This is a genomic window from Janthinobacterium sp. GW823-FHT03B06, from assembly GCF_058796955.1.
In genome coordinates this window covers 901,769-925,223 of the sequence record NZ_JBXAJE010000002.1, presented here as the reverse complement: position 1 = coordinate 925,223, position 23,455 = coordinate 901,769, and the positions used below count along the sequence as shown (strand labels likewise).

Here is a 23,455-nt window from a genome sequence, read left to right as displayed (position 1 = left end):
GTTCTACAGGGCGATGAACTGGCGGATGCTGGCCAGCGGCCGTCGCAGTATCCAGTAGAGCAGCGGCACGCGTTCGCCGCCCAGCTTGGCCGTGCCCTTCAGGCCGATGCGCTGGCCGGTGGCGCCGTCCAGCCTGGCGCGCACGCGGTAGGCATAGCTGCCGTCGGGGCGCGCGGTGGCGCGGTGGCTCATGTAGCGCACATTCGCTTCGAGCGGCGTCAGCGGCGCGGCGGCCAGGTACAGCTTGAGCGGGGCCCGCTCGGCCAGCGGAATGGCGTCGCCGATCGGCACCCACGCTTCGATCTCCACGTCGTCGGCGGCCGCCACCTGCATGATGCGTTCGCCCGTCTGCACGGGCCGGCCTATCCATTCCGACGGGTCGTCGAACAGGGCGATGCCGGCATGCGGCGCCAGCACGCGCGAGCGCTGCGCCTGGCCCTCCAGGAACGCTGCCTGCGCCTGCTTCTCGGCGATCTTGCCCAGCAGCGCGGCCAGCTGCGTCTTGGCGCGCGGGTCGTTGAGTATCATCTGCGCCGTCTGCCGGTACTCGGCCTGCGCCGTGGCCAGCCCTTCGCGCGCGACGTCGAGGCGGCTGCCGATGGGCGCCTGGTCGAACGAAAACAGGGGCTGGCCGGCGCGCACGACCTGATTCGGGCGCACGGAAAATTCGGCGATCACGCCATCGAGGGGCGCGCGGATGGTGGCCGGATTGGCCGCCACCAGCTCGCCCGGCGCCAGTACCGTCAGGCGCACGGGAAACAGCAGCACCGCCAGCACTGCCAGCGCGGCACCCAGCCGGCGGCGCCAGCGCTGGCCTTGTCCATCGCCCTGCCACCACAGGCGCAGCCGCGCCGGCAGCGCCGCGGGCGACCAGCGTGCGGGACCTTGCCTGGCGCGCCACGCGTGCTGCCAGATATCGGCCCATTCGGTGAGCAGGGCCAGCTGCCCGGGCTGCAGCGGCGCGTCGCCGGCCAGCAGCAGGCCCGCCTGCCCGCCGGCGCGGCCCGTGGCGCGCAGCGGCATCCAGGTGACGGCCACGGGCAGCCATTCGTCCCAGGCGGCGGCGATGGCGGGCGGCAGTTGCGCGGCCTCGACGGCCAGCGGCGCGGCGTCCGCATGGCGCTCTGCCAGCGCCCGGCACAGCTGCCCGAGCCACTGGGCATACGGGGCGTTGGCTTCCACTTCCACCACGCCGGACAGGGTGTGCACGCCGCCGGCGTCGAACCACAGCGCCGCCTGGCGGTACGGCGCCAGCGCGCGGCTGTCGTTCACCAGCAGGAAGGCCAGTTCATTGGCGCTGGCCGCGGCGCGTGCGCGCTGGGCCAGTTCGAGCAAGGTCAGCAGGGGATCAAATGCCACCGCGTCGTTCATGCATGCGCTTTCGCCGCCGCCGCGCTACGCGACAACGCCGCCAGGCGCTCGGCGCCCGCGCCGTGCACGGCGCCCAGCTGCGCGCTCAGGCCGGGACGTCCCACGGGGTCGGCCGGGCCGGCGTCGCGCGCCGAGGTCTTGATGACCTGGCCATCCCTGGTGATGACGATCTTGAAGGTCTGCACGGCGACGCGTCCCTGGGCGTCGCGCGCCGTGACCGTGAAGTGCAGCGTGCCTTCGAAGCCCGGCGGCGCCGTTCCCTCGAAGCGCGCCGCGCGGCTGTCGAACCTGAGCCAGGCAGGCAGGGGCCTGCCGTCGGTCTGCTGCGCGCTGAGCTGGAACGGCGTGCCGCCGCCGGACTGCACGAAGGTGTCGGGCGCCAGTTGCACCGCGATGCGTTCGCCGCTGCCGAACGCCTTGTCGCCGATCGGCACCTGCGAGAACAGCGCATCGCTGCGCGACGGCAGTTCCGGCAAGCCGGTCGGCGTGAAGGCCGTCAGCAGCATGGCGGGGTTGGTCAGGGCGGCGATGCTGACGGGGGCCAGCGGGTTCCTGGCCACGTCAACCCCGCGCCCACCGCTGGCGCTGCTCGGGCTGAACAGCGCCAGCGTGTCCGGCGCCAGCACGCCGGGAAGGGCTCCGGCGGCAGCGCTGGCGGGGGCCTTTTCGGCAACCTTGTCCGCCGGCGCGGGGGCTTCCGGCAGCACGCGCACGGGCGGCACCACCACGGGCGGCACCACGACGGGCGGCGTCACCGGTACGCTCACTTGCGCCGTCAGGATGGCGCCGTTGTTGCCGGCCGTATCGCGCACCACCACTTGCACCTGGCCGGCGACGACGCCGGCCAGCGACCAGCTGTTGCCGGCCACGCCAGCCACCTGCCAGCTGGCGCCGCCATCGCGCGAGACGAGTACCGATTCGCCCGCCGCCAGCGGCGCCGAGAGGTTGCCGCCAAGCACATTCTCGCCCGATAGCGTGGCCGAGGTGGCCGTGGCGACGGGGGCGACGGTGTCGAGCACATACGCTTGCGAGAAGGCGGGACCGTTGCCGGCGTCGTTGCTGACGCGCGCCATGAGGGTGCCGCTGCCGCCCAGCGTGACATTGATCGACCACGCCGTCGCGCCGCCGGTAGCCGCCGCGCTGCGCCAGCTGGCGCCGCCGTCGAGCGAGACTTCGACGCGCTGGCCGGCGGCCAGCGGCGCGGACAGCGTGCCGCTGATCGTTTGCGCGGCCACGTTGGTGATGAAGTCGCTGTCGCTGGCGCCCGTGTCGGCCGACAGCGTGGTGCCGGTGACGCCGGTCGTGGGCGGGGGCAGGAGCGTGCCGATGGTGAGTTCGCCATTGCTGCTGTCGCTGGCGACGTTGCCGGCCAGGTCGGTGACGCTCGCCACCACCTCGTAGCGCTGGTTCAGGGCCAGCGTCAGTGTGCCGCTGAGCGGTACGGCGGTGGCCAGGTCCAGGCTCCAGGCGCCCGCTGCGGGAACGACGGCATAGGTGGCGCCGCCGACGGAGACGGTCATGGTTTCGCCCGCCGACAGCGTCGCCGAGCCGCTCAGCACGGGCGTGGTGCTCATCGTCGCCAAGGTGGCCACGGTGGGCACGCCAGCTGCCGTGTCATAGATATACGCCTGGCTCGCCGCGACGCTGTCGTTGCCGGCCGTATCGGCCACCTTGACCAGCAGGGTGTTGCTGGAGGTCAGGGTCTGGCCGGCCAGCGACCAGGTGTTCTGGCCGATGGCGGCGGCGGCGGTGGCCCAGGTGGCGCCGTTGTCGAGCGAGACGAGCACGCGCTCGCCGCTGGCCAGGTTGGCCGACAGGGTGCCGCTGACGGTTTGCGCCGCCACGTTGGTGATGAAATCGGTGGGCGAGGCGCCGCTGTCGGCGGACAAGGCGATGCCAGCCACGCTGGTGGCGGGGGCGCTCGTGTCGAGCACGTAGGCCGTGCCGGTGGCGGCGCCATTGTTGCCGGCCGCGTCGGTGACGCGCAGCTTCAAGGTGTCGCTGGCGGCCAGGGTGACGCCGGTCCAGGTCAGCGTCGTGCCGGACACCTTGCTGGTGATGTCGGTCCAGGTGGCGCCGTTGTCGAGCGAGCCGTAGACGATGTCGCCGGCGGCCGGCGCGCCGCTGAGGGTGGCGCTGATGGTTTGCGCCGCGGTGTTGGTGATCAGGTCGGTGCTGCTGGCGCCGGTGTCGGCCGACAGCGCGATGCCGCTGAAGCTGGTGGTCGGCGCCATGGTGTCGAGCACATAGGCTTGCGCGTAGGCGGTGCCGTTGTTGCCGGCGGCGTCGGTGACGCGCACTTTCAGGGTACCGCTGCCCGACAGCGTCTGGCCGGCCAGCGACCAGGTGTTGGCGCCGGTGCTGGCCGTGGCCAGGTTCCAGCTGCCGCCGTTGTCGAGCGAGACGTAGACGTTCTCGCCGGCCGCCAGGTTGGCCGCCAGCGTGCCGCTGATGGTCTGGGCCGCGGTCCTGGTGATGAAGTCGGTGCCGGAAGTGCCGGTGTCGGCCGAGAAGGTGGCGTTGGCCACGGTGTTGGTCGGCGCGGCGGAGTCGATGACGAGGTCCTTGTTGGCGCCCAGCGAGCCGGCCGTGCCCGGCGTGGCCAGCGTGACGTCGGCCGGCTGGTTGGCGCCGCCGGCATCGACGATGGTGGCGCCGTTGAGCACCAGCGCGGCGCTCGAGCTGTAGTCGAGATCGGCGCTGTTCTGGCCGGCGCCGACCGTGTAGCTGAACGTCAGCGTGCTGGTGCCCGAGCCGCCGGCATAGGTGGCCTGGCCGCCGCCGTCGAGCGCCAGGGTCGGCGTGCCGCCCGTGGTGTCGACGTTGACCGCGGTGGAGAAGTCGACCGTGATGGTGATGGTCTGGCCGGCGCCGTAGGCGCCGTCGGCGGTGCTGGCGCCGACGCCGGTGACGCTGGGGTTGCTGCCGTCGACATTGACGCCGGCCGTGCTGCCGACGCTGTTGAGCGTGACCACGGCGTCGTTGCCGGCCGTATCGCGCAGCGTGCCGCCGTGGGTCGACAGTGCGCCGACCGTGATGCCGTTGGCGTCGATGTCGCCGCTGGGCACGGTGTAGCGGAACAGCAGCGCGCTGGTGCCGGAGCCGGACACGTAGTCGGCATAGCGGGTAGTGGCGCCGACCACGAGGGCGATGCGCGGCGTGCCGCCGGTGGTGTCGACAAGGACGGCCTCGTCGAAGTTGACCGTGAAGTCCAGCGCGCCGCCGCTGTAGTAGGTGCCGTTGGCCGGCACCGCCACCGTGGCGACGGCCGGGGCGGTGGTGTCGACCTCGATCGTCAGCGCGGCCGAGGCGGCCGAGGCGTTGCCGGCGGTGTCGGTGGACACGACCGTGATGGTGTGGGAGCCTTCGGCCAGCGCGCCGGTGGTCAGCGTCCAGCCGCCGGCGCCGGCGGTGACGGTGCCCAGCAGCGTGGCGCCGTCGAACACGGTGACGGTGCTGCCGTTCTCGGCCGTGCCGCTCAGCGTCGGCGTGGTGTCGCTGGTGATGCTGTCGTTGTTCTGCACGCCGGTGTCGCTGGCCGTGGCCAGCACCGGTGTGCCGGGCGTGGCCGGCGTGCTGGTATCGAACACGTAGGCCTGGGTCTTGACGCTGCCGGTGTTGCCGGCGGCGTCGACGACCTTCAGCTGCAGCGTGTCGCTGCCGGCCAAGGTGACGCCGGTCCAGCTCAGGCTCGTGCCGCTGACCTTGCTGGTGATGTCGGTCCAGCTGCCGCCGTTGTCCAGCGAGCCGTAGACGATGTCGCCGGCGGCCAAGGTGGTGCTCAGGGTGGCGCCGATGGTCTGCGCCGCCGTCTTGGTGATGAAGTCGCTGGCGCTGGCGCCCGTGTCGGCCGACAGCGCCAGGCCGCTGAAGGTGATGGTCGGCGAACCGGTATCGAAGGTATAGGCTTGCGACAGCACGGCGCCGTCGTTGCCGGCCGTGTCGCTGACCTTGACCTTCAGCGTGCTGCTGGCGCTGAGCGTGCGGGCCAGCCACCAGGTGTTCTGGCCCACGGTGGCGCTGGCGGCGGCCCAGGTGGTGCCGTTGTCGAGCGAGACGAGCACGCTCTCGCCGCTGGCCAGGTTGGCCGACAGGGTGCCGCTGATGGTCTGCGCCGCCGTTTTGGTGATGAAGTCGGTCGGCGACGTGCCGGTATCGGCCGAAAAGCTGACCGTGGCCACGCTGGTGGTGGGTGCGGTGGTGTCGAGCGTGTAGTTCTGGAAGCTCAGCGAACTGTCGTTGCCCGCCGCGTCGGTCACCTTGAGCATGATGGCGTTGCTGCCTGCGCCCAGGGTGGCGCCGTTCCAGGTCAGCGTGGTGCCGGACACCTTGCTGGTGACGTCGGTCCAGCTGCCGCCGCCGTCCAGCGACCCCCAGACCACGTCGGTGCCGGCCGGCGCGCCGCTGAGCGTGGCGGTGATGGTCTGGCTGGCTGTCTTGGTGATGAAGTCGGTGCTGTTGACGCCGGTGTCGGCCGACAAGGAGATGCCGGTGAAGGACGTGGTCGGCGCCGTGGTGTCGAGCGTGTAGCTGTGCGTGTAGGCGGTGCTGGAGCCGTCGGCGTTGGTGACGCGGGCCTGGAAGGTGCTGCTGCCGGCCAGCGTGGTGACGGTGCTCCAGCTGCTGGAGCCGATCGTGTAGGTGGTGGCGTCGCTCCAGCTGCTGCCGTTGTCATATGACACCTGGACCTTTTCGCCCGTGCTCAGCGTGGTCGACAGCGTGCCGCTGATGATTTGCGCGGCGGTCTTGGTGATGAAGTCGCTGCCGCTGGTGCCGGTGTCGTCCGACAGGCTGGCGCTGCTGACCGTGACCGTGGGCGGGTGCGAAATAGCCTTGACGTCGGTGATGTCGAAATTCTGGAACAGACCGAAATCGCCGGAACTGAACACCACCTGCTTGACGTCGTTGATCGGTTTGCTCAGGCCGGAATTGAGCAGGGTCTGCCAGCCGTTGGCCAGCGAGTTCACTGTTAACGTGTCTGTGGTGTTGTTGCCATACGTTAAGTTGATCGTCAGCGAGCCGGTCAGGACGCCGACATCGAACGAGCTGATGTCGAAGGTGTAGCCGGAAGCGATGGTGACCGTCAGCCTGACTTCATTGGTGGGCCCCTGGTAGGCATACAGCCCGTCGGTGCCGTAGGTGCCGTCAATGCCCAGGCCGCCGGCGCTGGCGCCGCCGTAAAACGTGACGTTTTGGCCGTTGACCTGTTTGACCACGGTGGTCGAGCTGTAGTCGGCGTCGCTGCCGGAGAAGCTGACCTGTGTGAGCAGGCCCTGGTAGTCGGCGATGTCCAGCGCTTTGGCGTCGATCTTGCCGGCATGCGCTTCGAGCGTCCAGTTGCCGCCGATGGCTGCCGCGCCGGTGGCGTCGCGCGACGCCGCGACATCGGCGCCCGTGATGCGCGCCAGGTCGGCGATCAGCGGGTTATGGCCGCCGGCGGCGACATCGCAGCCATACAGCAGCAAGTCGCCGTCGGCGCTCAGGGCCTGGCCCAGCTGTGCCAGTTCCGATTGGACGGCAGCCGACGACAGGGAGGCATCGGTCAGGCGCGCGGTGCCGAGATTGATGGTGCCTTCGGATCCATGCGACAGGATGTGGATCGCGTCGATTCCGCTCTGGCTGGCCGCCCATTGCGCGATCTGCGCCAGGCCGTCACGGCTGCCGTCGAATTCGACGATGCCGACGCCGGCGCGCACGCCCGCCTCCAGGCTCTTGTAGTTGGCCACCGAGGTGTCGACCAGCACCACTTCCTTCTTGCCCTGGTCCTTGGCCGGCTCGGCCGCGCGCACCGTCACGGCCGGCGGCAGCGGCGGTGCGCTTTCGTGCGCCTGCGCCGCGTGGGCGGCGTCGGCCACGGCGCCGTCGAACATGAAGCGCTGCTCCAGCGGCAGCAGTTGCGAGGCGCGGCGCAGCGGACGGCGCGCGGAAATCGTTGCCGCGGCAGGGAAGAGGGGATGGTTCATGTCAGGCTCCTGGTGATACGTGACTGGCGCGCTTGAGCGGCGTGCCTGGGGCGGCGAATTGGGCGAGGTGTGCGTCGATCTTGCGGTCGAGCGCCGGCCGCCATGCGGGCGGCATGATGGCCAGCACCTGGTCTTGCAGCTGCCGCGCCTGGTCTTGCAGGGCGGGGTCGCTCAGGCGGCTGCGGGCGGCGCTGGCCCACAGATAGGTCTTGGCCAGGTTGGCGGCGCCGGGCGCGCCCGTATCGGCGTCGGGCGGCAGATGGGCGTACAGCGTCGCCGTGGGCAGGTAGGCGGGGACGTAGCCCTTGCTCGCCAGTTCTTCCAGGGCAAGCAGCGCCGCCTCGCCCTCGGCTTCGCCGCCTTCTCCCTGCGCTTGCATGATGGCCAGCTGGTAGCGCGCCTCGTCGACCTGGCGTTCCGCCGCCATGCGGTACCAGTGGCGCGCCATGGCCGCGTCGTGCGGCACGTCGCGGTCGTTGCGCAGGTAATTAGCCAGTTTCAGCATGGCCGGCGGCGAACCGGCCTGCGCCGCCTGGGCGCACAGCGCCAGGCCGTGCGGCACGTCCCGGGCGACGTAGCGGCCGCGGAAATAAAATTCGCTGGCCGAGCACAGTGAAATGAGGTGGCCGTTCGCGGCGGCGGCCAGGTAGCTGGACAGCGCGGCGGCGGCATTGCCTGGCGCGTCCGGAGTGCGCATCAGGCAGTCGCCGGCGAAATGCAGGGCCGTCGGTATCTTGCCCTGAGCGGCCTTGCCGAACCACGCGCAGGCGGCGTCGGGGTCGGCTGGCCGGCCCCAGCCATTCTGGTGGAACTGGGCCAGGGTGAACTGGGCGAGGGGATTGTTCTCCGCGTGGCGCAGGAAGGCCGGGTAGGCGTTGGCATAGTCGCCCTTGGCCAGCAAGGCATATGCGGCTTGCAGCGGCAGGGCATGGTCGGCCGGCCGCCCGGCGCGCGCGCCCGGCGCCGCCAGCAGCGTCAGGGACAGCAAGACTTGAAAGAGGCGGTGTGGCTGCATGATGATTTCGGCGGCCGCTCCGCTCGGAGGCGGCCGCGCAACACAAGGTTAGGTGGCGAGGTCCGTCAGTTCGACTGCGGGTAGATGCCGACGGAGGCGATGTAGTAATACATGGCCATGGACGGCTGCATGATGCTGAACGCGGCGCCCGTGCCTGCAGGGCCGCTGACGGCTGCCGGCAGGGAGCCGTTCAGCGTCACCGGGGCGGTACCGGCCAGCGTAATGGCAGGCGAGCCGGCGGAGGTGACGGTAATGCTGCCGCCCAGGGAGCCGCCGCCCATGACCACGTCGGGTGCGCTGGTGTTATACAGCTTCGCCACCGGGGTATTTACCGCTCCCGGCACGCCGCCGGCCAGCGGCGTGGCCGACGCACCCGCGGCGCTGCTGGCTTTCAGCGTCAGTGTCAGCGCACTGGTATTGGCGGTGTAGGTGACGGGCGCCATCGAAATGGTGGTGGGTGTGCCGGTCGTCTGAGCCAGGTTGACCGAGCCGCTGACCTTGCTCAAGTCGACCGCCGGCAAGGTATGCGCATGGGCCGGCAGATTGGCCATGGTCAGGGTGGCGTTGACGGCCCCTACCTTCTGGCCCACCGTGTAGCTGGTGTTGGCGTCGACGGTGCCGGCACCGATCACGGTGCGGCCGCGCAGGTCCGGCAGGTTGAAGGTGGTGTTGCCGCTGCCGCCATAGGTCATGCCCAGCAGCGAGTACAGCGCGGCATTCTGGTTGACGTTGAGGGACTGGCCGTTGGCCGGCAAGTAGCCGTACAGGTCATTGCGGGTCCAGGCCATCACGCAGATGCTGGAAACATAGGGTTCGGCGGGGCAGGCGTAGCTGGCCGTGCTCCAGCTGGCTGCGGCCACGGCGACGGCAGCGAGCGTCAGGCAGCGGGCGACGCGGTGCGGACGAGATTTCATGTGCTCTCCTTTTGGTCTAAGCAGGGTGAAAAAATCATTTTGCCGGCGGCTGCATCAACACCTTGCCGCTCATGCCGGCCACCAGTTCGCCGAAGCGCCCGTCGATGACGGCGCTCAGCTTGACGGACTGGCTGACGGGGTCGACGCGGGCGCCGATGCGCTGCACCTTGGCCGGATAGCTCTTGCCCGTTTCGTCGATGCTGACCTGGAAGGGCGTGCCGTTGCGCACCCAGCTCATCCACCGAGATGGAATGATGAATTCCAGCACCAGGGTGCTGTCGTCCAGAATTTCCAGCAGGGCCTGGCCCGGCTGCACGTACTGCTGTTCGCGCGCCTTCTGCTCGGCGATGCGGCCGGCGAACGGCGCGACAATCTGGCATTTGCCCAGCAATGCCCGGTTGGCGGCCACTTCGGCCTGCGCCTTGAGCGCTTCGGCCCTGGAAATGTCGAGTTCGACCTTGCCCACGGAATTGAGGTCGGCGAGTTTCTGGTTGCCCTGCCAGTTGGTCTCGGCCGCCATCCGCGCCGCTTCCGCCTTGGCCAGCTGCGCCTGCTGCAGCACGCAGTCGAACTGCACCAGCAACTGTCCCTGCTTGAAGGCCGCGCCTTCCGGCAGCGGCAGGCGGTTGATCTTGGCGCCGATCTCGGCGGCCAGGGTGGTGTAGCGGCGCGGCGCCAGCTGGGCGCGGATTTCCCGCGTTTCCAGCGTGGCGCCGGCGCTGGCCGGCTGCGGCGCGGCGGCCAGCGCGGTGTGCTGCAAGGTCAGGGCCAGCGCGCCGGCCAGGGTCATGCGTATTGCGGGTGCGACCAACTTCATGGACGGTCCTCAGGCGATGGCAGCTGTGCCTGGTTCCAGGTCTGCAGCGATTGCGCGACGGCCGCCGTCAGTTCGGCCAGCGGCATGTCGGACGAGCCGTTGACCACCGGTTCCATGCCCAGGGTCGCTTGCAGGCGCGATGCGGCGGCCTGCGCGTTCGACAGTGCCTGGTAGCGGCGCAGCTGCGACAGGACGGCCGTGCTTTGCTGCGAAATGCGGTCCAGCGCCGACTGTTTCTGCGCCTCGGCCTGGTTGGCGATGTGCTGGGCGATACGCCCGTCCACTTCGGCGATGGCGTCGGCGCGCTCATACTGGCGGGCCGTGTTGGCGTATTGCTGACGAGCAATATGAAGCTGGCTCAGCACAGCCATCTGCATGGCCATGCGGCGCTGGTTGGCCAGGCTCACGCCCGCGTCGGCCAGGCGCATCTGCGCCGGCGCCGATAACAGGCCCAGCAGGTTGAACGAGATCTGCGCGCCGGCCTCGTTCCAGTTCTGGTGGATCAGGTAATCGTCGTTGCTGTGCTTGACGCCATAGTTGAATGACAGGCCGGGGAACAGCTTGAGCATGGTGCGCCGGGTTTCCTGCTGGGCGATGCGGGCGTTGTAGATGCCTTCGCGCAGGTCGGGATTGCGCAGCAGCGCCACTTCTTCCATTTTTTCGATCGGCTGGTTCAGCCAGGCCGTATTGACGTCGCCGCCCGCTTCGACCACGCTATAGCCGCTGCTCAGTGGCAGGGCGGTCAGGGCCGCCAGTTCCACGCGTGCCGTCGATAGTTCCTGCTCGATGGTTTCCAGCAGGCGCAGGTTTTCCAGCAGCTGGCGCTGGTAGCGCAACGGTTCCAGTGGCGAACGGATGCGGTCGCTCTCCGCCGTGCGCGCATCCTTCAGGGCCGCTTCCGATTCGGCGATGGTGCTGCGCAGCAGGGGCACCAGCTTCTGCGCCGCCACCACGCGCCAGTAGGCGGTGCGCACGTCGAGTATCAGGTTGTGCAGGGCTTTGCGGCGGCGCTCGCCGGCGATCATCACGCGGTCCGCATTCTGCCGCGCCGCGTAGTAGCTCTGGCCGAAATCGAGCAGGCTCCAGGAAATGCCCAGTTCCGTGCTCAGCACCTGGCGGCTGGACGAGATGTAGGGATTGGCCAGCGACGGCGCGCCCGTGACGGAATCGACGCTGCGCGTGATCAGGTCATTGTTGCGGTCGCGGTAGCCGGCCGAGGCGATCAGCTTGGGCAGCATGTCGAACTGCCCTGCCTCGAAGGTGCCCATGGCCACGGCTTCCTCCATGGCCTTGTAGCGGCGTTCGGCGTTGTATTTGATGGCGCGGGCGATGGCGCCATCGAGGGTCAGGGGGCCGTTCAGCGCCTCCACGTCGCGCGCCAGGGCCGCCTTGTCGTCCTGCAGCGTGGCGCGGACCTCGGCCGTGGAAAGCTTGGCCGTGCCGACGTCGAGTGTCGAGCAAGCGCTCAGCAGCCATAAGCTGGCGCAGCCGAGCATGAGTGTCCTGATCGCGGAAGTGGGCATGGGATGATGTAATTGTTGAGCGCGCATTAATGGATATTTTCGAGGAAACTGCCGGGTTAATGACGGTGAAACAGTTATTTGCTTTGCGGTAAGTATACGTCCTTACCCTCATTCAAATAATCAAATTTTAATTTGTTGCATATATGCCACATTTATTTATTTGAGAATGATATGTCGGGGGTATGACAAATCGATCACGGTGCGGCTGCGCTCGCAGGCCGGGCGCAGCCGCGCAGAGCGTGGCGCCATGCCTGCCGGGTCCAGGCCTGGCTGCTGGCGTGAGAATGGGGAGATACTCAATTGCTGAAATAAATATTCTATTTATTAATGGTATATATAAGCCGCCATTTAAATTGACCTGCATCAAATCCTGATTATTAATAATAATGAAATAATATCCTCCGCGCTTGTTGGTGGAGATTCTGTTGATGCCGGCGGGATGCGATGATTGTCTGGCGCGACGTTTCCGTGTTCAAGCCAGCCAGGCACGCGCCAGGCCGATGGCGGCGCAGACCAGCAGCAATTTGATGGTTCCCACTTGAAACCTGATCAGCGCCACGCCGGCTGCCAGCGCGATGATCATCGCCAGCCAATCCCAGTGGGGCAGCGGATTTGCTTGCCAGAACACATGGCGGCCAAAGAACAGGGCCAGGCTGGCGATGACGCCCACCACGGCCGCCGAGATGGCCGTCAACGGCGCGCTCAGGCGCAAATTGCCGCGCGACGCTTCCACCAGGGGCGCACCGGCCAAAATGAAGATAAACGAGGGCAGGAAAGTAAACCAACTGGCGACGAACGCGCCGCATATGCCCGCCAGCCACAGCTGTTCTCCCGTCACGGCATGGCTCCAGCCGCCGACAAAGCCGATGAAGGCGACGATCATGATCAGGGGGCCGGGCGTCGTCTCGCCCAGCGCCAGGCCATCCATCATCTGCGCGCTCGTGATCCAGTGGTAGTGGTCGGCGGCGCCCTGCACCAGATAGGGCAGCACGGCGTACGCGCCGCCGAACGTGAGCAGCGCGGCCTTGCTGAAAAACACGCCCATCTGCGCCAGCGGCTGGTCCGCCCCGCCCGCCAGCGCCAGGCCCAGCCAGGCGAAGAAGGCCAGCGCCAGGCCCACGGCGGCCGTGCCAAACAGGCGCGGCCAGCGGAAGCGCGCGTGGTCCGGCGTGGGCGTGTCGTCATCGATCAGGGCGGCGCCGTAGCGAGCCGCACCGCCATGCGAGGTACCGCTGGCATGAAAATGGCCCGGCAGCCAGCGGCCGCCCGCCATGCCCAGCAGGGCGGCGGCGAGCACGATCAGCGGAAATGGCAGCCGTAGCGCGGCGATGGCGACAAATGCCGCCGCCGCGATGGCGATCAGGCTGGGACTGCGCAAGGTGCGCCGGCCCAGGCGCCAGGCGGCCGCCAGCACGATGGCGACGACGGCCGGCTTGATGCCGTACAGGATGCCGGCGATGGCGCCCACGTTGCCATACGCCATGTACAGCCATGACAGGGCGATCAGCACCAGCAGCGAGGGCAGCAAAAACAGCAGGCCCGCCACCAGGGCGCCGCGCGTGCGGTGCATCAGCCAGCCGATGTAGATGGCCAGCTGGGTCGCTTCCGGCCCCGGCAGCAGCATGCAGTAATTGAGGGCGTGCAGGAAACGCTGCTCCGAAATCCAGCGCCGCTTTTCCACCAGTTCCGCATGCATCATGGCGATCTGGCCGGCCGGGCCGCCAAAGCTGACGCAGCCCAGCTTGAGCCAGTACCAGAAGGCGCTGCGCAGGCTGACGGGGGCGGGAGGGGGAAGGTTGGCGTTCTCGTGCATGGCGGCTGGCTGGCAAAGGTGGGGACGTAAAAAAGGGGAAGCCTGAGCTCCCCCTTTCATCATTGGCGGCTGGGCGAACCCGGCGCGCTTATGGACGTTGCGTGTTGACCTGGATCAACGGCTCATCCGATTGCGGCGGCAATGGCTTGCGTTCGCGCGGCTTGCGCACGGGAGCGACTGCCTTGGCGGCCGCTTCCTGCGCCAGGCGCAGTTTTTCCGGATCGGTGGCAGCCAGGGTCAGGCCGGCCGAACCGAGCACTGCGTCCAGGTCCAGCGGCGCAGGCACCGGCGATGGAGCCGGTGCGGAAGCTGGAGCAGCGACAGGCGCCGGTGCAGGAGCAACGACAGGTGCTGGTGCCGGAGCAGGTGCAGCTTCGGCAACTACCGGTGCGGCTTGCGCCACGGCCGGCGCCGCTTCGGCGACTGGCGCTGCTGCTGGAACTTCCTCAGTCACGACGACGGTTTCCACGACAGCCGTTTCCACGACCGGTGCCGCTTCGACGATGACTTCCGCTGGAGCAGGCGCTGGCGCCGGTGCAGCCTCCGCTTTCTCGGCAAAGCTGTACTCGGCAGCTGGCGCTGGCTCGGCAGCGGCTGGTTCAGCTTGCGCTGCAGCCACTTCGACAGGGGCTTGCGCTACGACCGGTGCAGCAACTGGCGCGGCTTCTTCAGCGGCAGGAGCGGCTTCCTCGACCTTGGCGATGTCCACCACCTTGGCCACTTCCACCACTTCCACCACTTCCACCACTTCCACGACGGCAGCTTCCACCGGCGCCGCGACGGCGACGACAGCGGCGGCGGCCACGACGGCGACCGGAGCAGCATCAGCGGCAGCTTCCGGCGCCGGAGCGACCGTAAAGCTGATCACTGGCGCGTCCTGGCCATCGTTCTCGCCGTTTGCCGATTCGATCAGCTCGCCCGTTTCGCGGTCGCGGCGGTTGCGGTTGCGGCCGCCACGGCGGCGGCGGCGGCGCGGTTCTTCGCCTTCCACGTCGGTTTCCGTCTCTTCGCCTTCAGGGCCGGCATTTGCCGGCGCTTTCAGCAAGCTCGTTGGTGCTGCATCAGCGTCCGGGCCATTTGACGCCACGACGACATTCACTGCGCTGGCGCTGGCGCCAACCAGGGCCAGCTCTTCAGCTTTCACTTCAGCAACAACAGCCTTGTCGGCGCGTGGTTCGCGGCCTTCGCGTGGCTGGCGTGGCGGACGCTCGGCACGTTCCGGACGCTCTGCGCGTTCCGGACGTTCCGCGCGCTCAGGACGTTCACCCCGTTCGCGTGGTGCCGCTGCCGTATCGCCGTTCTCGCGGGCTTCACGCGGTTCGCGTGGCGGACGCGGTGGGCGTGGCGGACGGGCCGCCTTTTCCAGTGCTTCCGCTTCTTTCGCCGCGTCGTCCTGGGCTGGGCGGCCCTGGCCAGGTTCGCGCTCTTCGCGGCCAGGCTTGCCGTTACGGCCACGGCCACGCGGGCCACGGCTGTTGCGGTCGCCACGGTCCGTGCCTGCCGGCTTGGCCGGTGCGACAGGGGCGGGCGCTGGCGCCACCGGTGCCGGGGCGCCGGTGAAGAAGCTGATGATCTTGGCGATCAGGCCTTGCGGCGCGGCAGGCGCGGCCACCGGGGCCGGTTTTGCTTCGACGGGCTTGCGCTCGACCAGCGGTGCCGGCTGGTCAGGGGTGATCGTCTTGACGACGGCTTCCTGACGCGGCTTTGCTTCTTCCTTCTGGCGCTTGCTGTACGCCATGTCGGTTTCAGCGCTTTCGGCCAGGTTGTAGCTGGCCTGGCTGTCTTCCAGACGCGGATCGTCGTGCTTGATGCGTTCGAGCTTGTAGTGCGGCGTTTCCAGATGCTTGTTCGGGATCAGGATCACGGCGATGCGGTGACGGTTCTCGATTTTGAGTACTTCGCCGCGCTTTTCGTTCAGCAGGAAGGCGCCCACGTCCACGGGCACCTGCACGTGGATGGTGGCCGAGTTTTCCTTCATCGCCTCTTCCTGGATGATGCGCAGCACCTGCAGGGCGGACGATTCCGTGTCGCGGATGTGGCCGGTGCCTGAGCAGCGCGGGCACGTCACGTGCGAGCCTTCGGACAGCGAAGGGCGCAGGCGCTGGCGCGACAGTTCCATCAGGCCGAAGCGGGAAATCTTGCCCATTTGTACACGGGCACGGTCATGGTGCAGCGCATCCTTGAGGCGCTGTTCCACTTCGCGTTGATTTTTCGCCACTTCCATGTCGATGAAGTCGATGACGATCAAGCCGCCCAAGTCGCGCAAACGCAGTTGGCGGGCCACTTCTTCGGCCGCTTCGCAGTTGGTGTTGAAGGCGGTCGTCTCGATGTCCGAGCCGCGCGTGGCGCGGGCCGAGTTGACGTCGACGGAGACCAGCGCTTCCGTGTGGTCGATGACGATGGCGCCGCCCGATGGCAGCGGCACGGTGCGGCTGTAGGCCGTTTCGATCTGATGTTCGATCTGGAAGCGCGAGAACAGCGGCACGTCGTCGCTGTAGCGTTTCACGCGGTGCACCATGTCGGGCATCACGTGGCTCATGAACTGGTGCGCCTGGTCATAGATCTCGTCGGTGTCGATCAGGATCTCGCCGATGTCGGGCTGGAAGTAGTCGCGGATGGCGCGGATGACGAGCGACGATTCCTGGTAGATCAGGAACGCGCCGTTGGCCGACTTGCCGGCGCCTTCGATGGCGCGCCACAGTTGCATCAGGTAATTCAAGTCCCACTGCAGTTCATCGACGTTGCGGCCGATGCCGGCGGTGCGGGCGATCACGGACATGCCAGCAGGCAAGTCCAGTTTATCCATGGTTTCGCGCAATTCCTGGCGCTCTTCCCCTTCCACGCGGCGCGATACGCCACCGCCACGCGGGTTGTTCGGCATCAATACCAGGTAACGGCCGGCCAGCGAGACGAACGAGGTCAGGGCGGCGCCCTTGTTGCCGCGCTCTTCCTTTTCCACTTGCACCATGATTTCCTGGCCTTCGCGCAGCGCTTCCTTGACGGAGGCGTTACGGACGTCGACGCCTTCGCGGAAATACGTGCGGGCAACTTCCTTGAAAGGCAGGAAGCCGTGGCGGTCTTCGCCATAGCTGACGAAGCACGCTTCGAGCGAAGGCTCGATGCGCGTGATCACGCCCTTGTAGATGTTGGATTTGCGCTGTTCGCGCCCGGCTGTCTCGATATCGATGTCGATCAGTTTTTGTCCGTCGACAATCGCTACGCGCAGTTCTTCTTGCTGCGTGGCATTAAACAACATGCGTTTCATTTTTATAACTCCGCGACCCGTAGGCCATCTCAAAGCCGCTTCCGGGGAAGCGGCGAAGTACAGGGATATATGCGAGAACGGGAGTGCTGGCGGGGGAAATGCCCAGGCGTGCGGAGCAACAACGCGTACGAGGTATACGTTACGGCCGCAACAGGCGCGGTGAGGTCAATCGTCATGCCGAGTGCACGGGACACTTGCAACTCATCTGTAACAGCCCGGATGAGAATGAACTGCATCGGGGGCAGAGAATGCAAGTGGTCAGCAAATTCAGAGCCAAATCGTAAGCCGGCTCATTACAGGGATCGCGATGGCGAGGCTTGGCCTCAGCCTATTCATCGACAACCTCAGGTGACCGCATACGGGTTTGGCGAAAACGGCAAGCGTTATCAACTTCATCAACCCGCGAGCCCGACTCGATAAGTCGCGCTAACGGGTACTTATCCTTATAATCCCACACTCACTTCAGCATCTCCACGCGTTATCCGATTACAACTACGGTGCAACCTTGATTCGCGCAGGGATGGTGCATATACATTTTTTTCCACCGAATTTGCAATTTGGCGAGGCCGGTGGAGACGCCCCTGTGTAAAATGTGCTTTTATTCTTACACTCGCAGCAGCCAGGGCCGCAGCAAAAACAATTATATATTCAAAATGAAGGACTTAGAGAGATTTCTGGGAAGACATAGTAAATGAAGAGTCAAAATGATGTTGTTCCCCCTTCAACACCCCCGGTTCAGCCGCAAGCCCAATTCGTAACGATCGCCGAGGAAGAAGCAGGCCAGCGCATCGACAACTACTTATTAAGAGTGTGCAAGGGAGTGCCTAAAAGCCACATCTACCGGATCTTGCGATCGGGAGAGGTGCGCGTGAATAAAGGCCGTATCGATCAGCTGTACCGCCTCGCCGCTGGCGACGTGGTGCGCATTCCACCCGTGCGCGTGGCCGAAAAGGCGCCCACGGGCGCGCCGGCCGCCGAATTCAAGATCATCTTCGAAGATGCGCAGCTGCTCGTCATCGACAAGCCGGCCGGCGTGGCCGTGCATGGCGGCTCGGGCGTATCGTTCGGCGTGATCGAGCAATTGCGCGCCTCGCGCCCCGACGCCAAGTTCCTGGAACTGGTGCACCGCCTGGACCGCGACACGTCCGGCTTGCTGTTGCTGGCAAAGAAACGCACGGCGCTGACCAACCTGCATGAGCAGATGCGCGACGGCCTTACCGACAAGCGCTACCTGGTGCTGGTGGCCGGCGACTGGAAGAATGCGCGCCAGCATATCAAGTTGCCGCTGCATAAATATACGACGGCCGAAGGCGAGCGCCGGGTGGCCGTGCAGGCCGATGGCCTGGCGTCGCACACGGTGTTTTCACTGTTGCATAAATATCACAATTTCGCCTTGCTGGAAGCGGAATTGAAGACGGGACGCACGCACCAGATCCGCGTGCACCTGTCGTCGTCCGGTTTCCCCATCGCCGGCGACGATAAATATGGCGACTTTGCCCTCAACCGTGCCCTGTTGAAAGCCGACAGCACGCGCGGCGCCCTGAAGCGCATGTTCCTGCACGCGCACCAGATCACGTTTACGCATCCGGAGACGGGCAAGACGATGACCCTGAACGCGCCGCTGGCTGCCGAATGCGAGCGTTTCTTGGTAAGCTTGGGCAAACCATTGGCCGTTGCCGCACGATAATTGGGAGTTACTTAACGATCTACCGCGTGCGCGCGACACTACTCACAAGGTAGTCAGTCGCCATCATTCATTCTCAAGGAGCCGGCGGCTATGCCGTCGGGAAACATGGCAAGAAAGCAATTTGATCTGATCGTCTTCGATTGGGACGGTACCCTGATAGACAGTACCTCGACCATCGTCAAGTGCATCCAGGCATCGGCCAAAGACCTGGGCTTGCCCATTCCCACCGAGTTGCTGGCCTCGCATGTGATCGGCCTGGGTTTGCAGGAAGCGATGCAGCTGGTGATGCCCGACGTGGAGCCGAAATACCATGCGCGCATGGCCGAGCGCTACCGCTATCACTATCTGTCGCGCGACCATGAGCTGACCCTGTTTCCCGGCGTACACGAGATGCTGCTGGAACTCTCGCAGCAAGCGTACTTTCTCGCCGTCGCCACGGGCAAGAGCCGTGTCGGCCTGAACCGTTCGCTGAATGCCGTCAAGCTGCTGTCGCTGTTCGATGCGACGCGCTGCGCCGATGAAACGTTTTCCAAGCCCCATCCGGCCATGCTGCAGGAGCTGACGCGCGAACTGGGCCAGGACATGCGCCGCACCGTGATGATCGGCGACACCAGCCATGATTTGTTGATGGCAAGCAATGCAGGTGCGGCGGGTATTGCCGTAGAGTATGGAGCGCATCCGGTGGCGCAGTTGCAGGCTTGCCATCCGCTGTATTCGGCCGCCACGGTGGCCGATCTGCACCAATGGCTGAGCGAGCACGCATGATGAGCGACGTTGTCGATGTGTTCATTTGTGCGGCCGACGCCGTGGCCGATGGCGGCAAGGGCGTGCGCTTTCCCGTCTCGGCCGGCGGCGAAACGACCACGGGCTTTGTCGTGCGCCACGGCGGCAAGGCGTATGGCTACCTGAACCGCTGCGCCCATGTGCCCATCGAGCTGGACTGGGCCGAGGGCGAGTTTTTCGAGTCCAGCGGCTTGTACCTGATGTGTTCGACGCATGGCGCCATCTATGTGCCGGAGAGCGGCTACTGCGCGGGCGGCCCCTGCAAGGGCGGCCGCTTGCGTCCGATACCCGTGACCGAGCGCGACGGCCAGCTGTATTGGCAGCCCGACGAGTATGTCCAGCCGCTGCCGGCCTGAAGCCCGGTGCAGGCATTATTGCAATTTAAACAAAGTGAACCATGAGCGAAAACACGAATGACAAGCTGGACAGCAGCGCGCCAGCCGCCGGCCACGGCGCCCCTGCGGGCAACTGGGAGCGCGACGTGCTGGAAAAGCTGGTATTTGCCACTTTGCAAGAGCAGCGCGCGCACCGCCGCTGGAGCATCTTCTTCAAGGTCTTCGGCCTGCTGATCGTGCTGTTTGCGCTGTGGGTGTTTTATGACTACAACACGGCCGACGACAGCGAGACCCTGGGCCGCCATACGGCCCTGATCGACATCAGCGGCGCCATCGAGTCCGAAGGCAGCGGCTCGGCCGCCGTCGTCATCCCCGCGCTGGACAAGGCATTTTCCGATAGCGGCTCGGTGGCCGTGGTGCTGCATATTAATAGTCCGGGCGGCAGTCCTGTGCAGGCCGGCATGATCGTCGACGAGATGCAGCGCTTGCGCAAGGGCTATCCGGACAAGCCCTTGTATGTGGTGGTCGATGAAATGTGTGCCTCGGGCGGCTATTACATCGCCGCCGCCGCCGACCGCATCTACGTCAACAAGGCCAGCGTGGTCGGCTCGATCGGCGTGCTGATGGATGGCTTCGGCTTTACGGGCGTGATGGAAAAGGTCGGCGTCGAGCGCCGCCTGCTGACGGCGGGCGAGAACAAGGGCTTCATGGACCCGTTCAGCCCCCTGACGGAAAAGCACAAGGCGTATGCGCAAGGCATGCTCAATGAAATCCACCAGCAATTCATCGAGGTGGTGCGGGCGGGACGCGGCAAGCGCCTGAAGGAAACGGCCGATACCTTCTCGGGCCTGTACTGGACGGGGGCGAAAGCCGTGGAAATGGGCCTGGCCGACGATTTCGGCACGGTCGACAGCGTGGCGCGCGACGTCGTCAAGGCGGAAGACATCGTCGACTACACGCAACATGAAGGCTTGCCGGAGCGCGTGCTCAAAAAGTTTGGCGCCGCCATGGGCGCGGGAGCCATGAAGGCGGCCGTGCAGCAGTCACAACCGGCGTTGCGCTGAGGACATCACACTTGGCTGGCAGGCAAGCCAGTCGAGAATGATTTTCAATAAGGTGGTAAATTGGCTTGAAAATGGGGCTGCTTGGGCTATAGTGAAAGCGTAGTTCTTTTCAAGGAGGGGCGATATATCAACTATGTTGTCAGTACTAACTTGATTGGCAAGTCTTGGAACTACTCGCCGCATCGCAGATGTGGTTTTGAGTGAATTTACATTCCTCACTAAAGTCCCGATGGGGCTTGGGAACGGCGGCGCAATGCCGCCGTTTCCTTTTGTTCCTCGGTCGTGCCGGATGGACAGGTGTTGCCGGATGTGGTGTCTGGGCGTGCTGGCAAGGCAGGCATGCGAGGGCAGGGCATGGCTGGTTGAATAGGCCGGTTTCAGACGGCGCAGCCGTTGCAGTGCGCGGGCACGCTGCTTGCCTGCCGGGCCGGCGTCGCGATGGTGCTGGCGTTGGCGCCGGAACTGATGTCAGGCGGCGTGTCCGCCGCCATGGCGGGCGTCGGCACGTTCTCGGTTTCCGCATCCGTTTGCGCAAAACCGCCCAGCTCCAGCCAGCACATGAAATGGCATTGGGCCTCGGCATGCCAGTGCGACTGGCTCGCAGGCGACGGCGTTGCGCCCCCGTCCTGCTGCGCAGGAGTGTTGCTCCAACGCGCCACGCCGAGTCTGACCTTGTGCATGGCCGCCTGTTCCGTAGCGATGCGCTGGCGCATGTCGGCGATGCTGCCTTCTAAGGCGATGGTATCGGTATGCTTCATACTATGTCCTTGTGAGTCGTTGCCTGGTTATTATTCCTAAAGCTCGTTAGGCGGATTCCTAACGAAGTTTCAGTCTATCAATGCGATATTCCAAGCGCTTGATATTTCTCAAAGGAATTGACCATTTATATCGAAATCTCACCTTGCACTTCAGCTCATCTGTGCCTGCGCAAGGCTGGTGCGACCTCGGCGGCCTGGTACAGGGCCGCTTCACGCTGCCAGCCGCTTCTGGTAAAGTCACGCCCATGAGTAAATTATCCCTAGACCGCATCCTGCAATCGCAGGGTTTTGGCACCCGTAAATATTGCCGTTCCCTTATCGAAGATGGCGATGTCGTCATCGATGGCGTCACCCAGACCAATTACCGCACCACCGTCGAGACCGACGGCCTGGTGCTGCACGTGTTCGAAGAAGAGTGGGTGTACCGCGCCCACCTGTACCTGGCGCTGAATAAGCCCGCCAACTTCGAATGCTCGCGCAAACCCAGCCATCATCCCGGCGTGCTGACCCTGCTGCCGGAACAGTTTACCTGGCGCGAAGTCCAGCCCGTCGGCCGGCTCGACCACGATACGACGGGCATGCTGCTGATGTCCGACGATGGACCATTTATCCATGCACAATCGTCGCCGAAGCGTCACGTTCCGAAAATTTACCAAGCCACGACGCAAGAGCCCGTGACCGATGAGCTGGTGGCTCTGCTGCTGGCTGGCGTGCAATTGCACGACGAACCGGCCCCGCTGGCCGCCCTCGTCTGCGTCAAGCGCGGCGAGCACCAGCTGGAAATCGTGCTCGAGCAAGGCAAATATCACCAGGTCAAGCGCATGCTGGCCGCCGCCGGCAACCATTGCAGCGCGCTGCACCGTTCCGCCATCGGCAGCCTGACCCTGGAATCGCTGGGCATTGCGGAAGGCGAGTGGTGCTACCTGACGCCCGAGCAGATCGCTCTCTTGGCGTAAAACTCTTCTGACCGTCAAAGCCGGGAATATCCCGGCTTTTTGGCGTCTTTAGCCTTCAATTGCCTGCATTTGACGAAGTTTTCCCTACATGAAATTAGCAACCCTGAACGATGGCACGCGCGATGGCCAGTTGGCTGTCGTCTCGCGCGACCTGAAAACGGCCCATCTGGCCGACGGCATCGCCTCGACCCTGCAAAAGGCGCTCGACGACTGGAGTTTCATCGCGCCCCAGCTGGACTTGTTGTACCAGACCATCAATAGCGGCCGCGGCCATCGCGCCTTCGAGTTCGATCCCGCCAACTGCATGGCGCCTTTGCCGCGCAGCAGTTTGCGCGTGGCCGGCGCTTCTTATCTGCAGCAGATCGAACGGGCCTGCAAGGCGGCGGGAACTGAAGTGCCCGCGAATCTGCGCGAATCGCCGCGACTGTACCAGGGCGCCAGCGACGATTTCCTCGGCGCCCACGACGACATCTGCCTGGCGCACGAGCAGTGGGGCATCGATTACGAAGCGGGCATCGCCGCCATCACGGACGACGTGGCCATGGGCTCGACGCCGGACCAGGCGCACCTGAACATCAAGCTGTTGATGCTGGTCAACGACATCACCTTGCGCAACCTGGCGCCGGACGAACAGGCGAGCGGCTACGGCTTCCTGCAGGCGAAGCCGGCCATGGCGTGCTCGCCCGTCGCCGTCACGCCAGACGAACTGGGCGACGCCTGGCGCGGCGGCAAAGTGCACTACGCGCTGCGTTGCAGCCTGAACGGCAAGTTGACGGGCCAGCCCCACGCGGGCGCCGACATGGCGTTCAATTACCCGCAATTGCTCGCCCATCTGTGCCAGACGCGCAACGTGCGCGCCGGCAGTGTGGTCAGCGCGGGCGGCATCGCCAACAAGGAGATCAAGAAGGGATTTTCCAGCATCGTTGAGCGACGTAACCAGGAGATGATCGCCGATGGCGTCGCCAGTACGCCATTCCTGCTGTTTGGTGATGTTGTTCGATTGGAAATGCTGGGTGACGACGGTAAATCCTTGTTCGGCGCGATCGAGCAGACCGTGAAACAGGCCGAAGCGCGCAAGTCCCGCTAAGGTTACTGGAGAGTAAAGGAAATACAGGGGATTTGCCCCCCTGTTCCGCCGATGGCGCGCGTCCGCTTGAACCGATAATGCGTCATGCCCAGTCCGTATTGCGC

The 23,455-nt window shown here is 65.8% G+C and carries 15 protein-coding genes; 6 read left to right on the top strand and 9 right to left on the bottom strand.

Annotated elements, in window-relative coordinates; translation table 11 throughout:
- Positions 1–3: 3 nt before the first annotated feature.
- The 8 genes from AC1RBA_RS10170 to AC1RBA_RS10135 form a co-directional block, all read right to left on the bottom strand.
- Entirely contained in the window at positions 4–1,371 is a 1,368-nt protein-coding gene (locus AC1RBA_RS10170) for an efflux RND transporter periplasmic adaptor subunit (RefSeq protein ID WP_492417959.1), read from the bottom strand.
- Positions 1,368–7,334: an Ig-like domain-containing protein gene (locus AC1RBA_RS10165; protein WP_492417958.1), complete on the bottom strand. Its 5,967-nt coding sequence runs from the start codon at positions 7,332–7,334 to the stop codon at positions 1,368–1,370. The genes AC1RBA_RS10170 and AC1RBA_RS10165 overlap by 4 nt, the downstream gene beginning before the upstream one ends.
- A 1-nt stretch (position 7,335) precedes the next feature.
- On the bottom strand, positions 7,336–8,349 hold the full coding sequence (locus tag AC1RBA_RS10160; protein ID WP_492417956.1) for a tetratricopeptide repeat protein: 1,014 nt from the start codon (positions 8,347–8,349) through the stop codon (positions 7,336–7,338).
- A gap of 65 nt (positions 8,350–8,414) precedes the next feature.
- Positions 8,415–9,263, bottom strand: coding sequence for a phage tail protein (locus tag AC1RBA_RS10155; RefSeq protein WP_492417954.1), 849 nt, complete (start codon positions 9,261–9,263; stop codon positions 8,415–8,417).
- Positions 9,264–9,297: 34 nt separating this feature from the next.
- Positions 9,298–10,080, bottom strand: a complete 783-nt coding sequence (locus tag AC1RBA_RS10150; RefSeq protein ID WP_227742020.1) for an efflux RND transporter periplasmic adaptor subunit — start codon at positions 10,078–10,080, stop codon at positions 9,298–9,300.
- Positions 10,077–11,576 carry a TolC family protein gene (locus AC1RBA_RS10145; protein WP_070220192.1) on the bottom strand — a complete coding sequence of 500 codons (1,500 nt, stop codon included), beginning with the start codon at positions 11,574–11,576 and terminating at the stop codon, positions 10,077–10,079. Before AC1RBA_RS10145 ends, AC1RBA_RS10150 begins: the two co-directional genes overlap by 4 nt.
- 499 nt (positions 11,577–12,075) lie before the next feature.
- Positions 12,076–13,416, bottom strand: coding sequence for a chromate efflux transporter (gene chrA, locus AC1RBA_RS10140; protein ID WP_492417952.1), 1,341 nt, complete (start codon positions 13,414–13,416; stop codon positions 12,076–12,078).
- Between the two features lie 88 nt (positions 13,417–13,504).
- On the bottom strand, positions 13,505–16,681 hold the full coding sequence (locus AC1RBA_RS10135) for an Rne/Rng family ribonuclease (RefSeq protein WP_492417950.1): 3,177 nt from the start codon (positions 16,679–16,681) through the stop codon (positions 13,505–13,507).
- A gap of 691 nt (positions 16,682–17,372) precedes the next feature.
- Here AC1RBA_RS10135 and AC1RBA_RS10130 point away from each other — a divergent pair.
- The 4 genes from AC1RBA_RS10130 (at position 17,373) to AC1RBA_RS10115 (ending at position 20,550) form a co-directional block, all read left to right on the top strand.
- Positions 17,373–18,368 carry an RluA family pseudouridine synthase gene (locus AC1RBA_RS10130; protein WP_070220186.1) on the top strand — a complete coding sequence of 332 codons (996 nt, stop codon included), beginning with the start codon at positions 17,373–17,375 and terminating at the stop codon, positions 18,366–18,368.
- 105 nt (positions 18,369–18,473) lie between these two features.
- Positions 18,474–19,133, top strand: a complete 660-nt coding sequence (locus AC1RBA_RS10125) for an HAD-IA family hydrolase (RefSeq protein WP_070289164.1) — start codon at positions 18,474–18,476, stop codon at positions 19,131–19,133.
- Positions 19,130–19,507, top strand: coding sequence for a Rieske (2Fe-2S) protein (locus tag AC1RBA_RS10120; protein WP_070289122.1), 378 nt, complete (start codon positions 19,130–19,132; stop codon positions 19,505–19,507). The genes AC1RBA_RS10125 and AC1RBA_RS10120 overlap by 4 nt, the downstream gene beginning before the upstream one ends.
- Before the next feature lie 41 nt (positions 19,508–19,548).
- Complete coding sequence (locus AC1RBA_RS10115) at positions 19,549–20,550, top strand: S49 family peptidase (protein ID WP_070220183.1); 1,002 nt, start codon at positions 19,549–19,551, stop codon at positions 20,548–20,550.
- 377 nt (positions 20,551–20,927) lie between these two features.
- Here the strand turns inward: AC1RBA_RS10115 and AC1RBA_RS10110 are convergent, their stop codons facing one another.
- Positions 20,928–21,308 (bottom strand): hypothetical protein, encoded by a 381-nt coding sequence (locus tag AC1RBA_RS10110; protein ID WP_492417948.1) that lies wholly within the window; start codon positions 21,306–21,308, stop codon positions 20,928–20,930.
- 245 nt (positions 21,309–21,553) lie between these two features.
- Here AC1RBA_RS10110 and AC1RBA_RS10105 point away from each other — a divergent pair, with 245 nt between their 5' ends.
- Together AC1RBA_RS10105 and AC1RBA_RS10100 are read left to right on the top strand one after the other, a co-directional pair.
- Positions 21,554–22,264, top strand: a complete 711-nt coding sequence (locus tag AC1RBA_RS10105; RefSeq protein ID WP_070289165.1) for a pseudouridine synthase — start codon at positions 21,554–21,556, stop codon at positions 22,262–22,264.
- Positions 22,265–22,352: 88 nt separating this feature from the next.
- Positions 22,353–23,351 carry a fumarylacetoacetate hydrolase family protein gene (locus AC1RBA_RS10100; RefSeq protein ID WP_492417946.1) on the top strand — a complete coding sequence of 333 codons (999 nt, stop codon included), beginning with the start codon at positions 22,353–22,355 and terminating at the stop codon, positions 23,349–23,351.
- Positions 23,352–23,455 lie beyond the last annotated feature (104 nt).